Annotated in this window: 15 protein-coding genes and 3 tRNA genes; 7 read left to right on the forward strand and 11 right to left on the reverse strand. The window is 61.6% G+C overall.

The features are described 5' to 3' along the window. Nucleotides 1-44: 44 nt before the first annotated feature. From E5162_RS04460 to E5162_RS04475, 4 genes are read left to right on the forward strand one after another with little or no spacing between them, the layout of a single operon-like run. Nucleotides 45-1496, forward strand: coding sequence for a cryptochrome/photolyase family protein (locus E5162_RS04460; protein WP_135943730.1), 1452 nt, complete (start codon nt 45-47; stop codon nt 1494-1496). Further along, the gene (locus tag E5162_RS04465) at nt 1493-2857 is read left to right on the forward strand and encodes an NAD(P)/FAD-dependent oxidoreductase (protein ID WP_135943731.1); all 1365 of its coding nucleotides are present in this window, start codon (nt 1493-1495) and stop codon (nt 2855-2857) included. Before E5162_RS04460 ends, E5162_RS04465 begins: the two co-directional genes overlap by 4 nt. Continuing rightward, nucleotides 2854-3654 (forward strand): DUF1365 domain-containing protein, encoded by an 801-nt coding sequence (locus E5162_RS04470; protein ID WP_135943732.1) that lies wholly within the window; start codon nt 2854-2856, stop codon nt 3652-3654. Before E5162_RS04465 ends, E5162_RS04470 begins: the two co-directional genes overlap by 4 nt. A 45-nt stretch (nt 3655-3699) precedes the next feature. Further along, nucleotides 3700-4944, forward strand: a complete 1245-nt coding sequence (locus tag E5162_RS04475) for an SAM-dependent methyltransferase (RefSeq protein ID WP_135943733.1) — start codon at nt 3700-3702, stop codon at nt 4942-4944. Here E5162_RS04475 and E5162_RS04480 read toward each other — a convergent pair. The 4 genes from E5162_RS04480 to E5162_RS04495 all read right to left on the reverse strand — a co-directional run bounded on the left by E5162_RS04480 (nt 4941) and on the right by E5162_RS04495 (nt 8701). Next, nucleotides 4941-5744 (reverse strand): SDR family NAD(P)-dependent oxidoreductase, encoded by an 804-nt coding sequence (locus tag E5162_RS04480; protein WP_135943734.1) that lies wholly within the window; start codon nt 5742-5744, stop codon nt 4941-4943. The genes E5162_RS04475 and E5162_RS04480 overlap by 4 nt on opposite strands. A gap of 32 nt (nt 5745-5776) precedes the next feature. Then, on the reverse strand, nt 5777-7312 hold the full coding sequence (locus E5162_RS04485; RefSeq protein ID WP_135943735.1) for a cryptochrome/photolyase family protein: 1536 nt from the start codon (nt 7310-7312) through the stop codon (nt 5777-5779). Between the two features lie 7 nt (nt 7313-7319). Then, on the reverse strand, nt 7320-7991 hold the full coding sequence (locus E5162_RS04490; protein WP_135943736.1) for a DUF6134 family protein: 672 nt from the start codon (nt 7989-7991) through the stop codon (nt 7320-7322). Nucleotides 7992-8056: 65 nt separating this feature from the next. After that, nucleotides 8057-8701: a cupin domain-containing protein gene (locus E5162_RS04495; RefSeq protein WP_135943737.1), complete on the reverse strand. Its 645-nt coding sequence runs from the start codon at nt 8699-8701 to the stop codon at nt 8057-8059. A gap of 150 nt (nt 8702-8851) precedes the next feature. Between E5162_RS04495 and E5162_RS04500 the strand changes: the two genes are divergently transcribed. Continuing rightward, nucleotides 8852-9865: a cysteine synthase A gene (locus E5162_RS04500; protein WP_135943738.1), complete on the forward strand. Its 1014-nt coding sequence runs from the start codon at nt 8852-8854 to the stop codon at nt 9863-9865. Between the two features lie 12 nt (nt 9866-9877). On the opposite strand, the gene E5162_RS04505 is transcribed toward E5162_RS04500, so the two are convergent. After that, nucleotides 9878-10939: an amino acid ABC transporter substrate-binding protein gene (locus tag E5162_RS04505; protein ID WP_135943739.1), complete on the reverse strand. Its 1062-nt coding sequence runs from the start codon at nt 10937-10939 to the stop codon at nt 9878-9880. Nucleotides 10940-11014: 75 nt separating this feature from the next. Between E5162_RS04505 and metC the strand changes: the two genes are divergently transcribed. Further along, entirely contained in the window at nt 11015-12154 is a 1140-nt protein-coding gene (gene metC / locus E5162_RS04510; protein ID WP_135943740.1) for a cystathionine beta-lyase, read from the forward strand. On the opposite strand, the gene E5162_RS04515 is transcribed toward metC, so the two are convergent. The 5 genes from E5162_RS04515 to E5162_RS04535 all read right to left on the reverse strand — a co-directional run bounded on the left by E5162_RS04515 (nt 12151) and on the right by E5162_RS04535 (nt 13735). Beyond that, nucleotides 12151-12462 (reverse strand): hypothetical protein, encoded by a 312-nt coding sequence (locus tag E5162_RS04515; protein ID WP_135943741.1) that lies wholly within the window; start codon nt 12460-12462, stop codon nt 12151-12153. The genes metC and E5162_RS04515 overlap by 4 nt on opposite strands. A gap of 113 nt (nt 12463-12575) precedes the next feature. Then, nucleotides 12576-12652 (reverse strand) — tRNA-Arg (locus tag E5162_RS04520). Between the two features lie 13 nt (nt 12653-12665). Further along, entirely contained in the window at nt 12666-12971 is a 306-nt protein-coding gene (locus E5162_RS04525) for an ETC complex I subunit (RefSeq protein ID WP_135943742.1), read from the reverse strand. Nucleotides 12972-13023: 52 nt separating this feature from the next. Next, nucleotides 13024-13100: transfer RNA gene (locus E5162_RS04530), tRNA-Pro, on the reverse strand. Between the two features lie 47 nt (nt 13101-13147). Then, the gene (locus E5162_RS04535) at nt 13148-13735 is read right to left on the reverse strand and encodes a DUF192 domain-containing protein (protein WP_135943743.1); all 588 of its coding nucleotides are present in this window, start codon (nt 13733-13735) and stop codon (nt 13148-13150) included. A gap of 156 nt (nt 13736-13891) precedes the next feature. Here E5162_RS04535 and ppa point away from each other — a divergent pair, with 156 nt between their 5' ends. Continuing rightward, entirely contained in the window at nt 13892-14425 is a 534-nt protein-coding gene (gene ppa / locus E5162_RS04540; RefSeq protein WP_135943744.1) for an inorganic diphosphatase, read from the forward strand. A gap of 212 nt (nt 14426-14637) precedes the next feature. Here the strand turns inward: ppa and E5162_RS04545 are convergent. After that, nucleotides 14638-14712, reverse strand: a tRNA-Glu gene (locus E5162_RS04545). Nucleotides 14713-14764 lie beyond the last annotated feature (52 nt).

Genomic DNA, 14764 nt, shown 5'->3' on the forward strand with positions numbered 1-14764 from the left:
CACCTGTGCGGTGTCGCTGCTGTGCCTGGAGACGACTGCCTCGTATGACCGCTGCCAAAGAGCCTGTGATCGTCTGGTTCCGCCAGGATTTGCGATTAAGCGATAACCCCGCCTTGCTGGCTGCGCGCGACTCCGGCGCGCCGATTCTGCCGATCTATATCCTCGACACCGAAACAGAGGGTGAGTGGGCGCCGGGGCCTGCCTCGCTCTGGTGGCTTCACCACAGCTTGAGCGCATTGGCTGGAAGTCTCGAAGCCGCAGGGGCGCGGCTCTGGCTCAAGAGAGGCAGAGCCGACAAGATTCTAGCTGAGCTCGTCCGGGAGGTTCGCGCCAGCGCGGTCTACTGGAACCGCGTCTACGAACCAGCCGCGATACGCCGCGACAGCCAGATAAAGACCGATTTAAAAGAGGACGGGGTAGAAGTGCGTTCGTTCAACGGCGCGCTTTTAGCCGAGCCGTGGGAAATCTCGACCAAACAGGACACGCCCTACAAGGTCTACACTCCATTCTGGCGGGCGCTGAAGTCCACAGTCACCCCAAAGGAGCCGGCTCCGCGCGTGACCTCGGTTGACGGGTATGGCGGTGCACCAGCCAGCGATACGCTCGACGACTGGAATCTGCGTCCCACCCGGCCAGATTGGGCCGGTGGATTGCGCGATGCCTGGTCGCCCGGCGAAGCGGGCGCGACTTCGCGTCTGAACAGGTTTCTGGACAAGGCGCTGACCGGGTATGCGTCAAACCGCGATTGCCCTGCAATCGACGGAACGTCCAGCCTCTCGCCTCATCTTCACTTCGGCGAAATCTCGCCGCGCCAGATTTGGCAGGCCGTCGAGGACCGGGTCTCGAACGGGCCTACGCGCGAAGGAGCGGACTCCTTTCTCAGTGAGATCGGATGGCGCGAGTTTTCGCACAACCTGTTGTATCATTTTCCGAAATTTCCCGACGAGAACTTTCAGAACAAGTTCGACGGCTTCCCTTGGGCGGAGAATGAAGAGGCCTTCGGTGCCTGGAAGGCCGGATGCACCGGATACCCGATCGTCGACGCGGGTATGCGCCAGCTGTGGGAGACAGGCTGGATGCATAATCGGGTGCGCATGATCACCGCGTCCTTTCTCATCAAGGACCTGATGGTTCACTGGAAGCGGGGCGAGGCCTGGTTCTGGCACACGCTGGTCGATGCCGACCTCGCAAATAACTCGGCCGGCTGGCAGTGGGTGGCCGGGTGCGGCGCCGACGCGGCACCGTATTTCCGTATCTTCAACCCGGTCTCGCAAGGCGAGAGATTCGACCCCAAAGGCGAGTATGTCCGCCGCTGGGTGCCGGAGCTGCGCGATTTGCCCAATTCGGTCATCCACGCGCCATGGACCGCCGACAAGTCCACCCTGCGTCAGGCGTCGATCACGCTTGGCGAGACCTATCCCCATCCGCTTGTGGACCACAAGAAGGCGCGAGAACGCGCGCTTGAGGCCTGGAACAAGATCAAGGACGCCGCATGAACTCCTATACAAAACCGGTGCCGCAACGCGCCAGGATCGCCGTCATCGGCGCCGGCATTTCAGGGCTCGGTGCGGCTTGGGCCTTGCGCGACGTTCACGATGTCACCGTGTTTGAATCGCGCGACAGGCTAGGCGGACACGCCAATACGGTGACCGTCGATTACGAGGGTGAAGAAGTCGCGGTCGATACCGGGTTCATCGTCTTCAACCGCCTCAACTATCCCAACCTGACTGCCCTCTTCGGGCACCTGGGTGTGGAGACACACAAGAGCGACATGAGCTTCGGCTTCAGCCTGGACCAGGACATCGAGTGGAGCTCGAACGGCCTGGCGGGACTTTTCGCCCAGAAGCGAAACCTGGTCCGCCCCAGCTTTCTGCTCATGCTTGGTGATATTCTCAGGTTCAACAAGGACGCCATTCGCGCGCTCGAAGCTGGCAGCCTTTCCGGGCTGTCCCTGGGCGAATACCTCGATCTTGAGCGCTATAACCGCCGCTTCCGCCGCAACTATCTGCTGCCGATGGGAGCCGCGATCTGGTCGTCCACGGAAGATGAGATGGAGCGCTATCCGGCCGAGTCCTTTGTCCGATTCTTCCGAAATCACCGCCTCGTCAATGCCCGCCGGCCCAAGTGGGAGACCGTGAAAGGTGGCAGCCGGACATATGTTAGCCGGATGCAAAGCGCACTCGAGTCAGCCGGATGCCGCTTCGAAACCGCAGCCAGCCAGGTTTTGCGTCACGAACACGGCGTCACCATCGTCAATGCAGACGGTCGCACGGAGCAATTTGACGAGGTTATCCTGGCCTGCCATTCAGATCAGATCTTGAAACTCCTGGGCGATGCGGATGGCGAGGAACGCGAACTACTCGGCGCAATCGGATACGCGCCCAATCGCGCTGTGCTCCATCGCGATACGTCGCTCCTGCCGTCGCGCAACAACGCTCAGGCAGCGTGGTGCTATTCGCGGCAGGAGGATGGCGCGCCAGCTTCAGTCACCTACGACATGAACCGGCTCCAGGATTTACAGCCGCGCCACCGGCTTCTCGTGACGCTTAATCCCACACGCGAACCCGATCCGACCAAGGTGTTTGGACGGTTCGACTACGACCATCCCCAATTTACCGCGCCTGCCCTCGCGGCACAGAGGATCTTCAACCGGATCCAGGGGGTGCGTCGGACCTGGTTTGCCGGGGCCTGGCTCGGATACGGATTTCATGAGGACGGGCTGCGCTCCGGTCTTCGGGTGGCCCTGCGCCTGGGCGGGCAGATTCCCTGGGAGTTTGCCGAGGGCGACATCGATGGAGGCCGCTGGGGCACACGTCCGCAGAGTGCGATCGCGCTTGCCGCAACGGCTACGGGATGACGCAGGCGGCCGAGCTCTTCATTGGGCGCACGGTGCACGAGCGCCGGACGCCGCGTCACCGGTTCGCCTATCGCGTCGCCCTGATGATGATCGACCTGGAGCGGCTGGAGGAGGCTGATAGACAGGCGCGCCTCTTCTCCGTCAACCGGTTCAATCTCTACGGATTTCACGAGCGCGATCACGGTCCGCGCGACGGCAGCTCGCTCATCTCTTGGGCGCGCAGCCAGTTCGAGCAGGCCGGCATCAATGCCCACTCGGCGCGGATTCGTCTGCTCTGCTCTCCACGCGTGGCCGGCTACGTGTTCAATCCGATTTCAATCTACTTTGCCGAACAGGACGGTCGACTTCACGGGGTCATCTACCAGGTGCACAATACGTTCGGCGACAGCCACGCCTACATAGTGCCAGCGGGCGGAGGACGCCGGGAGAGCCATTCTGCCGACAAGGTGTTCCACGTCTCCCCGTTCTTCGATGTGTCGGGCCGCTACGACTTCATGCTCCGCCAACCGAATGACCGCTTCAAGCTTGTGATCAGAAAGCAGACCGAATCCGGTCCCGATTTTCTCGCGACAATGGCCCTGAAGGCGCGCGCCCTGACTTCACCTGCCCTGCTTGGACTGTTCGCAAGTCAGCCCTTCTCCACGTTAAAAACCATCGGCGCGATCCATTTCGAGGCATTGCGCCTCTGGCTGAAAGGCGCGCGCTATCACAGCCGACCGACGCCGCCAGGCAAGCCCAGTCTGGGACAGCGCACGTCCAAATCCGACACGCCCGGTCTTGGCCAGTACCGGCATTGATTCTACACTCGATCGCACTGTGTCCGACAAATATCAGGAATTGCCATGACCGACGCGGCCACATCCTCAAAGGGTGAGATTTCTGCCAACGCAGAAACAATTTCGCGCCTGTCCGAAGTCCCGAGACTGTTCAAGACGGGGTTGCGCCAGCTTCTCAAGATCAAGACCGGCACCATGGATGTGGCCCTGCCCGATGGGCGTGTCCTGCATTTCAAGGGCGAGGAAGCAGGTCCGCATGGTCGGCTCGAAGTCCAGGACTACGCGATCGTGCGCAAGGTTCTGGCCGGGGGAGATGTCGGGTTTGGCGAAGCCTATATGGATGGACTCTGGACCAGTCCGGACCTGGCCGGCGTGCTGGAAGTCTTTTCAGCCAATCTCGACCGGATGGATGGTGTCGCCGAGGGCGGACCAGTCACCCGCTTCGTGCACTGGATGATCCATCGGCTCCGGCCGAACACGAAGTCGGGTGCGCGTAAAAATATCGAAGCGCACTATGATCTCGGAAACGATTTTTATGAGCTCTGGCTCGACGCCTCGATGACGTATTCCTCGGCGCGCTTCAACGAGCCCGAGCAATCGCTGGAATCGGCTCAGCGGGAGAAATACGCCGCGCTCGCGCGCTCGATCAATCTGAAGCGCGACGACCATGTGCTCGAGATCGGCTGCGGCTGGGGCGGATTTGCCGAGTACGCGGCGGGCGAGATCGGCGCGAAGGTGACCTGCCTTACGCTGTCCCCGTCGCAGCGCGACTACGCTATCGAACGGCTGGAACGCAAACAGCTGATCGGCCAGGTCGATATCAAGCTGCAGGATTACCGGGACGAGACCGGGCGCTATGATGCCGTGGCCTCGATCGAGATGTTCGAAGCGGTGGGCGAGGAGTACTGGCCGAGCTTCTTTTCCAAGGTGTCCGACGTACTCAAACCGGGCGGCAAGGCCGGTCTTCAGATCATCACGATCCGCGACGACTTGTTCGACGTGTATCGGAAACGCGCGGACTTCATCCAGCGTTACATCTTTCCGGGCGGTATCCTGCCCAGCGTCTCGCTGCTCCAGGAGCAGTTCGAAAACGTCGGCCTGAAACAGGTCGGCGCCGACATGTTCCGGCGGGACTATGCCGAGACGCTCAATCGCTGGATGGAGCGGTTCAAGGACGCGTGGGGCGAGATCCAGCCCATGGGTTTTGACGTTCGCTTCAAGCGGATGTGGGAATTCTACCTGGCCTATTGCGAGGCCGGGTTTCGCACGGGCCGCATCGATGTCGGCCAGTTCGCGGTCGAGAAACCTTAAGACTTCGGCGCGTCGTCCGGCTTGTCCCAACCGGTCTGCTTTCGTACCAGCGGGATGTACCAGTCCGCAGGCAGCGCGTAGAGCGCCTTCAACGCCCAGGTGAAGCGCCGGGGAAATGTGATCTGGAAGCGGCGTGAGGTGAACCCCGCCGCCATGCGCCGGGCCGCCTTCTCCGGACTGATCATGAACGGCTTGGGAAATGCGTTGTCATCCTGAGCCGGCGTCTCGACGAAACCTGGCGTCACCGCCTGGACGAAGACCTGGTAGCGATCGAGCTCGATGCGTAGGGCTTCTGCCATGTTCAATAGCGCGGCTTTGCTGGCGCCATAGGCCGACGCTGTCGGCATGCCCCCGAAAGCTGTCGCAGAAGAGACAATGACGATGTGCCCGGACCGGCGCCGCACCATGCGCGGGCTGAGTGCGCTCACGCACGCCGCCGTGCCGTTCAGGTTCACGGCGAAGGTCTTGGCGTAGTCGGAAAAGTCAGGGGATTCTGAGCGCACCGGCAGATAGATGCCGGCGTTGAGCACCGCGAGGGCAATCGGACCGTGCTCGGACTCGATTTGAGCCACGACGCGTTCGACTGCGTCCGCGTCGGTGGTGTCGAGCGGCGCAACGTCAATCCTGCCTGGCCCATCCACTTGCCCGGCCACGGCCTGAAGATCCTCGCGCGTGCGTGCCGAGATCACGACATGCCATCCGTTACTGGCGAGACGAAGGGCAAGCGCCTTGCCGATCCCCGAGCTGCCGCCCGTGATCCAGCAAACTCCGTCGGTCTTGCGCGCCGGCCGTGCTTTCATGTCGAAATCTCCGCGGTGGGGTCAGAAGGAGGTCAGGGTTCAAGACCGATGGACTTCAGAAAGCGCCGGCTGTCGCTCTGAATGGTCTCGATCTTGTTCTCGTCCATACGATCGAGCGTCTTGTAGATCATGGCGAGGCGATGATTGCCGCGAAGCCGCTCGCGGTTCTCGATCAGGAAGTTCCAGTAGAGATAGTTGAATGGACAGGCGCCCTCGCCGGTCTTCTTTGAAACCTTGTAGGCGCAGCGCTTGCAGTAATTGCTCATCTTGTTGATGTAGCTGCCACTGGCTGCGTAGGGCTTGGTGGCCATTATCCCGCCGTCGGCGAAAATGGCCATCCCCTGTGTATTGGGCGCTTCGACCCATTCATAGGCATCAGCGTAGACGCCCAGATACCAGGCATTGATGGCGCCGGGATCGATCCCGGCTAGAAGCGCGAAATTGCCGGTGACCATCAGGCGTTGAATGTGATGGGCGTAGGCATGCTTGCGCGTCGTCGACACACAGTCGTCGATGCAGGCCATGCCGCTATCCGCGCTCCAGTAGAAATCTGGAAGCGCCCGCGAGGCGTTCAAATGATTGGATTTGAGATAGTCCGGCATGAAGCGCCAGTAGATACCGCGAACGAATTCGCGCCATCCAAGGATCTGGCGCACAAACCCTTCCGCAGCATTGATCGGCGCATTGCCGGCCCGATAAGCCTGCTCCGCGCGCTTGCACACCTTCAGCGGGTCAAGCAGCCCGGCATTCATGTAGAGCGATAGCAGGGAGTGGAAGAGAAAGGCTTCACCGGCCGCCATCGCGTCCTGATATCTGCCGAAGTCGGGCAGCGCCGTCTCGATGAACCAGTCCAGCTGACGTTCAGCGTCCTGGCTTGTGACGGCATAGCCGAATGGCTCCAGCTCGCCGAAATGTCCGTCAAACCGCTCGGCGACGATCTCAAGCACATCGCGCGTGATCGTGTCAGGCTCCACCCATAGGCGTTCGGGCAGAGCGACGTCATCAGGCAGGGTCTCGCGGTTTTCCTTGTCGAAATTCCACTCCCCGCCACACGGCGTGTCGCCGTCCATCAGGATGCCCGTGTCCTTGCGCATCTCGCGATAGAAATACTCCATCGTCAGGCGCTTGCGTCCTGCAGCCCAATCGTTGAAGCGGTCCAGCGTCGCGATAAACCGGTCGTCACGTCGGATCTCGACGTCAACACCAAGCGTCTCGCGCCAGGACCTGAACTCTTGCATGAGGCGGAACTCACCGGGCTCTACGAGAACCAGGCGTTCGAAAGGCCCGCAATCATTATTGGCGCGCTGAACCTCGCCTAGCAGGGTGTTGGCATTCGAGCGGTCGTCGATCCGCGTGTATCGAACCGGAAGACCCTCATCTTCCAGCGCTTGGGCAAAGTGGCGCATGGCCGAGAAAATGAAGGCAATCTTCTTCTTGTGATGATCGACATAGCCCGCCTCCTGACCGACTTCTGCCAGAAGTATGAGATCGTTTTCGTGGTCGACGTCGCGCAGACTCGCCAGCGAACGCGTCAACTGGTCGCCCAGCACCAGGCGCAGGGTAGCCATGTCGCGGCTAGGCTGCCGAACGGCGTTCGTAACGGATCGACTGGCCGCGCGCTTCGAAGGCACAACCTGCCCAGCGACCATTGGCGTCATACCACAAGTCGACAGTGAGCGTTCCTTCAAGACGATAGTGATGGGCCATGATGGTGGTCCCATCCGCGGCGATCCGTTCTTCGCCGAGATATTCGACGGTGACCTCCATCGGAGTCCCGAATTCGGTATTCAGGATCCGTTCCAGACCATCGGGATAACCGTGCCAATGAGACGACGGGAGGATGGAGGGCGCAAAGCTATTCGTGACGTCGCCCCCCTCCTCGGTTTCGCCCTGCACGACAAGCGCGTCATTCTCGAGGTCGGCCTGGACCGTATAGGTTTCACCGTCCTTCAGAGTTTGGGAGCTGAACGCCACCAGCGTACCCGAACGCCAGCGCTCGCTGGATTCGTGCTCGTATCGAAAGACCGTGACCGGTCCGAAGCCGGCCCGCAGCGCGATATCGACATCCACGAGCAGCTCGTCGCCTTCGCGCTGGAACGCGATCTCGTGTGTTCCGAACTCGGTGTCGCCCCGGTAGACGTCAAAGGCGAGAACCTCACCATCCTGCGGGCTATAGTCCGGCGCATTAGCCAGCGCCGGGAGGCCGGTGAGCGAAACGGCAATGGCGGCGGAGACAATCTTGAACATTGAGCACTCCATCTAGAAACACGGCGAACAGACCCCGTCGTTCGCGATCCGCGGGGGCGACGAGGTCAAAAATAGCGGGACAGGAAACGGTCATAGGCGGCGACCAAGGGACTGGAGAAGCGCATCCTGCCCATATTGACGGCAAAGCAGACGCACGGTTCATCGCCGACGACAACGGGCCGGTGAACTCGTCCGGCGCCGGCCGTACACACGTCTCCGCGCTCATAAACGCCGTTCTCGTCCTGAAAGCTGCCGGATATCACCAGCGTGTATTCATCGTCGTCATGACCGTGCTGGGGGATTGAGCGGCCCGGGTCCAGGCGCAAGAGGAAGGCATCGATCCCCGGTTCACTGAGTGACTGAAGGCGGATTTCGGCACGGCCGCCTGCGCGCCGCTTCCAGGCGAACGCCTTGCCCTCGTCGGCCAGGCGGTCAACGAGAATCCTCGGCACATTGCTGCTGTCCGAGCTCTCTTCGCCCACGGAAGGCTCTGGAGCTTCGAGCCGCGCCATCACACCGGTCTGGACGACCGGATCGAAGACAGCGCCCGCGTCTTCCTCGAAAAAGACAGCCATCGCGGCTTCAGCGAGGCGGATTCTGGCGGCGGTCTCGGGCTTCAACTCGGCTTGGGCGAGTGCAAGCACGCTGATTGCTGCAGGCGCAGCTCCCGAGGCGTGATCCAGCAAGACACCGTCGTCAATAACAGTCATGAAACCGCTGCATCCTCATTACGCGAAGCTTGGTCACTGGTACGTGCATCGATGCGGGCCGGATCACCGGCGGCTGCACCACAGACTGCCTGATTGCAGCGTCAAGGCTGAACGCCTAGCTTCTGAAACGTCCATCGAAGGGAAATCCACATGAACCTGACCGCGCCTGCCCCGTCCGTCGTAGACCTGATCGGCAACACTCCGCTGATCAGGCTGAAGAAAGCTTCGGAGATGACCGGATGCGAGATACTGGGCAAGGCCGAGTTTCTTAACCCGGGAGGATCGGTGAAGGATCGTGCCGCGCTGGGAATTATTCGGGACGCCGAAGCACGCGGCGATCTCAAGCCCGGCGGCACCATCGTTGAAGGCACGGCGGGCAATACCGGCATCGGGCTGGCCATGGTGGGCAGTGCGCTCGGCTACCGCACGGTCATCGTCTTTCCGCGAACCCAGTCACGCGAAAAGCGCGACGCGATCCGTCTGCTCGGTGCGGAATTGATCGAAGTCGACGCGGTTCCCTATTCCAACCCCAATCACTACGCGCGCTATTCGGGCACGCTTGCCGAAGAACTCAACGCGTCCGAGCCCAACGGCGCCATCTGGGCCAATCAGTTCGACAATACCGCGAACCGCAAGGCCCATTACGAGACAACCGGTCCCGAGATTTACGACCAGCTGGGCGGCAAGGTGGACGGCTTCATCTGTGCTGTCGGGTCTGGGGGCACCCTCGCCGGGGTCGCCACGGCGTTACGAGAGCGCAAGAAGAATATCAAGATCGGCCTGGCCGACCCGGGCGGCGCGGCCCTCTACGGATATTATGCGCACGGCGAGCTGAAGGCCGAAGGCAACTCGATCACCGAGGGGATCGGACAGGGCCGGATTACCGGAAATCTTGAAGGCCTAGAGATCGATGAACCTTTCCGCATCCCCGATGAGGAGGCTTTGCACATCCTGTTCGATCTGGTTCAGGAGGAAGGCCTGTGCCTCGGCGGGTCCGCCGGTATCAATATCGCGGGTGCGATCCGGCTGGCACGCAAGCTCGGCCCGGGGAAGACGATCGTCACCGTACTCTGCGATCACGGCGCCCGCTATCAATCGAAACTCTTCAATCCGGAATTCTTGCGCGAGAAGGGCCTGCCCACCCCGCCCTGGCTGGGCCAGTAAGGCTGAGGTCGCCTACCGGAAAGGGGGGGCGTAGAGCAGGCCGCCTTGCGTCCACTGGGCGTTGAGCCCGCGACGCAGGCCCAGCTCGCTTTCGCGGCCGAGATGACGCGAGAAAAGCTCGCCGTAATTGCCGTTGGCTGTGATCGCGCGATAGGCAAAGCCATCGTCGAGCATGAGCCGATCACCAATTGCACCCTCGCCGCCCAGGAGTCTGCGAATTTCCGGGTTCGTGCTTTCCGTGAGCATGGTGTCGGCCGTCTCGGCGGTAATTCCGTATTCTTCCGCCGCGATAAGGGCGACGAGCGTCCACCGCACGGCTTCGGCAAACCGGGGGTCGTCGCTGCGCACGACCGGGCCGAGCGGCTCCTTCGAGATCACCTCGGGCAGAAGAATGTGGGCATCGGGGTCGTCAAGCGTGACGCGCGTCCCTGCCAGCGTGGAGATGTCGTTGGTAAACGCATCGCAACGCCCTTCCGAATAGGCCTGTATACCCTCTTCGGATGTCTCCACCTCCACCAGGCTGAAAGTGACACCGTAGGTCTGGGCGTAGTCGCCCAGATTGAGCGCCGTGGTCGTATCGCGTTGGACGCAAATCCGCGCCCCGTCAAGCTCTCGCACGCTGGAGACGCCAAGATCGGACGGGACCAGGAAACCCTGCCCGTCATAATAGTAAATTCCTGCAAAGGTCAGGGCCTGGCCGGCATCTCGAGCGAACGTCCAGCTGGTATTGCGAACCAGCAGGTCCACCTCGCCGTCCAGCAGCGCCGCGAAGCGCCCGCTCGTGGTCAGAGGTACAAACTCAACCCGATTCTGATTGCCCAGAAACGCCGCGGCGTAGGCTCTGCAGAGATCGGCTTCGAACCCGACCCAGCGCCCGTTCTCATTTTCCAGTGCGAAGCCAGCCAGCCCTGTATCCACACCGCAGCGCAACTCGCCGCGCTCTCGAATCTGCGCGAGCGTGGTGTTTCGCTCTTCAAGCTCGGCCTGCGATACGGTAAAGCCGAGCGCGAATGCCGCGGCACCCCGCGCCAGAGTGCGCAAGCGAAACAAGTCGATGATTGAGTATGGCGACACGGAAAGGTCCTGTCCGGCGTCAGCGCGAATTCGGGATGCCAATCTGTCTTAGACAACAAGGAGCGCTACGTCGATATGAAACGCGAGACCCGCCTCATTCACACCGGTCGAGCTGCCGCTCAATCCGGCCTCGTCAATGCCGCGATCGCGCGTGCCTCCACGATACTGGCCGAAAGCACGGCCGAGTTATACGCGCCAAGTGACGGCAGGAAGACCTACGGCCGCGGCGGCATGGAACCGGCCGGACAACTCGGCCAGGTGCTCGCCGAGCTCTATCAGGCAGATCACGTGGCATTGGCGCCGTCCGGCCTCGCCTCGGTGGTGCTGGCCATCCGCGCCGCCGTCATAGCTCCGGGCGAGGCGCTCGTGCCGGATAGCGTCTACAAGCCGGTACGCGCTTTCTGCGATGCGGAGCTTCCCCGGCTTGGCGTCACGCCGATCTACTATGATCCGCGTGCAGGCGCAGACATCGAGGCGTTGGTCACCGACCGAACCGTACTGATCCTGCTTGAGTCGCCGGGCTCACTCACATTCGAGGTGCAGGACATTGCCGCAATCACCTCGATCGCCCGGGAACGGTCGATCGCAACGGTGATCGACGACACCTGGAGTGCGGGCGTTTTGATGAACCCGCTCGACCTCGGCGTCGACTATGCGGCGCAGTCGCTCACCAAGTACGCCGGCGGCCATTCCGATTTGCTGATGGGCAGTGTAGCGGCGCGCGGCGGAGCGGCTAAGCAGGTCGAGGCTTGCGCCCGGCTGAACGGCCTTCACGTCTCACCGGACGATTGTTTCCTGGTGTTGCGCGGGTTGAGGACGCTGACTCTGAGGCTGGAGCGCTCCGGCGCGAACGGGCTGGAGCTGGCCCGCAGACTGGAAGACCATCCCAAAATCGCGCGTGTGCTTCACCCGGCTCTGGAAAGCCATCCCGACCACGAGCTTTACAAGCGCCAGTTCAGCGGCTGCGCCGGGTGCTTCAGTGTCATTCTCGATGGTATCGGTCCGCGCGAAGGCGAAGCGATCGCGGACTCACTTCATCTCTTCGGCATCGGGTTTTCTTGGGGCGGATTTGAAAGTCTCGTCCTGCCCTGTGACCGCCAACTGGTCCGCACCGCGGTGCCCTGGCAGGCGGAGGGCGCACTCGTCCGTTTCTCGACCGGTCTGGAGGCAGTTGATGATTTGTGGGCGGATATCGAGCAGGCGCTTGATGCCTAGCTGATCAGCAAGGCGGCAATCAGCAATGCGAGGAAGGCGGCAAAACCAAGTAGTCCGACAACCGGCATCCAGCCCGATTCCATGAAGGTTCTGGCCTTGCCCTCGGGGTCAGGATCGGACCGCATCGCAGATTCCAGACGCCGCGCTTCTGCCGAACGCCCGGCGGCTTCGTCGTCCGTACCCAGGGGGGAGGCTGCCGGTTCGTTGTCGTCTACAGGTTCGCCGGGACGCCGGGCGTGCTTGCCCTTGCGGACCTGTGCAGCGGTCGGCGATTTCGAGAACTGGGTCTCGCCATTTTGCGGTGCCATCGGTCTCTTCTCCATTCTCGTCAGATCAGGAGCTAGATTTCGACGCTGTCAGTTCTACTGAATAGCTGTATTAACGGGTGTAGTTGGCATCTGCATCGCGCTGAACAGCGAGATGGCGCCTCCGGCAGGACTCGAACCTGCAACCATTCGCTTAGAAGGCGAGCGCTCTATCCGGTTGAGCTACGGAGGCCAAGGCCCACGCCTTAGTGAGACCAGGGCACTTTACGCTCGAACGAGAAATTGCCAGCGTAGGACTTGATCTTGCGAGGGGTTTCACGCGCATCGCGAACCTGGAACGGAATCCCGTAGCGCTTGGCGTAGGAGACCGCGTCTTCCTTGGTTTCAAAATTTAGATGAACCTGACGTCGCGTGTCCGAACCGCCTGACCATCCCATCAGAGGATCGGGGCGTTTGGCCTGCGCCGGTTCAAATTCAAGAACCCAGTGCTGGCTGTTTGCCCGTCCTGATTGCATGGCGTTCTTAGCCGGGCGATAGATCTTGGCGAACATCTCTCGTTTCGTCCTTCAGCGGTCATTGGGCCCGTTCAAGGCCCTTAGAGGCTGGTCGGGGCGGCGTGATTCGAACACGCGACCCTCTGCTCCCAAAGCAGATGCGCTACCAGGCTGCGCTACGCCCCGATTTACCCGGCCCGGTTTAGGCAGGATGCGTGCTGTGCGCAAGCACCTCACCCCTCTTCCGGCTGCGCCTCTGCATCGGTTGGGCTGTCATCGCCAACCTCTTCGGACGACGGGTCCTGCTGATCGATTGCGGAAGCGGCAGTGCCGAACATGGCGTGACGCACAAGATCGCCCGGCTCGATACCAAGCTCCATGGCACGGCCAGCGCCGATCTCGAGCACGCCCAGAACCGGCTCGCCCGAAGGCAGCTGCCGGCGGGACATGGCCTGCGCGTGTGCGATGATCTTGGCGATCGTTCCGTCTTCCCGGATGTAAATAATATCCAGCGGGATCAGCGTGTTCTGCATCCAGATGGCGACCGGTTGCTCGACCTCGAAATCGAACAGCATGCCGGCATCGTCGGCGAGCTGCTCGCGCCACATCAGGCCGCGTTCCCGGCGTGCCGGCGTGTCCGCTATTTCTGCGGTCAGGGTCACCTCGCCTTCCCCGGTTTCGATGATGACGGGATCAGGTCCGCCATAGACGATGACGGTATCGCGAGCGGCCGGCGCGCCAGACACAGTATCCTGAAATGCAAACGCACCGGTCAGCGGCGCGGCGGTCAGGGCGAGGGCAAGAAGAATTGAGCGTATCATGCGCGAGAAGCTAGCCGCGCGCGATGCGAGGCGCAATCTCGATGTCCAGACAGAGGCCAATGACTGCGCAACGCGTCTGGTGCATCGCACAAAAGGCTTGAATCCGAAGTGCTGACAGAGTTTGTTCCGCTCGCGTCAACTCAAACGGAGCCATTCATGCGTCTGTCCAAGATCGCGGCCGGTGTGAACCCGCCTGAAGACATCAACGTCATCGTCGAAGTCCCGGTTGGCGGCCAGCCGGTCAAGTACGAGATGGACAAGGAATCGGGCACCGTCTTCGTCGACCGTTTCCTGCACACGCCGATGCGCTATCCGTGCAATTACGGCTTCATGCCTCACACGCTTTCTGATGACGGCGATCCCATCGATGTGATGGTGCTGGGCCAGACGGAGCTGATACCGGGCTGCGTCGTGCGCGCGCGTCCGATCGGCGTTCTTCTGATGGAGGACGAAAGCGGCCAGGACGAGAAGATTCTCGCCGCGCCGCACGAGAAGCTGACGCCCTTCTATTCCAACATCAAGAACTACACCGATGTGCATGAGGCCCAGCTCGCGCGGATCACGCACTTCTTCGAGCACTACAAGGATCTCGAGCCCCGCAAATGGGTGAAAGTCGAAGGCTGGCACGGTATCGACCGCGCCCACGACCTCATTCGCCAGGCGCTCGAACGGGTGAAGACGCAGGGCTGATCGGGTTCTAACCCAGTAGGCTGCAGGTTCGAGAGCGGGCTCCTTTTCAGGAGCCCGTTTTCGTTTGGGCGGAGGCGTGACCGCGCGGGCCCACGTCCAGATTACTGAATCGCGGCGGCCTCAGCCTGGAGGCAGGCCAAAGTCACGTTCAGCACCGACACTACCGTGAGGCGAGCTTGCGCGATTGATTTTCTAAGGGAAATGCGCGCGAGTGGTAGGCCCTAGGGGAATCGAACCCCTCTTTCCAGGTTGAAAACCTGGCGTCCTAACCGATAGACGAAGGGCCCACTGGCTCGCGAGAACGGGGGTATATCCGCTGGTTTTTTTTGATGCAAGCGG

This window comes from Marinicauda pacifica (assembly GCF_004793635.1).
Classification (GTDB): Bacteria; Pseudomonadota; Alphaproteobacteria; order Caulobacterales; family Maricaulaceae; genus Marinicauda; species Marinicauda pacifica.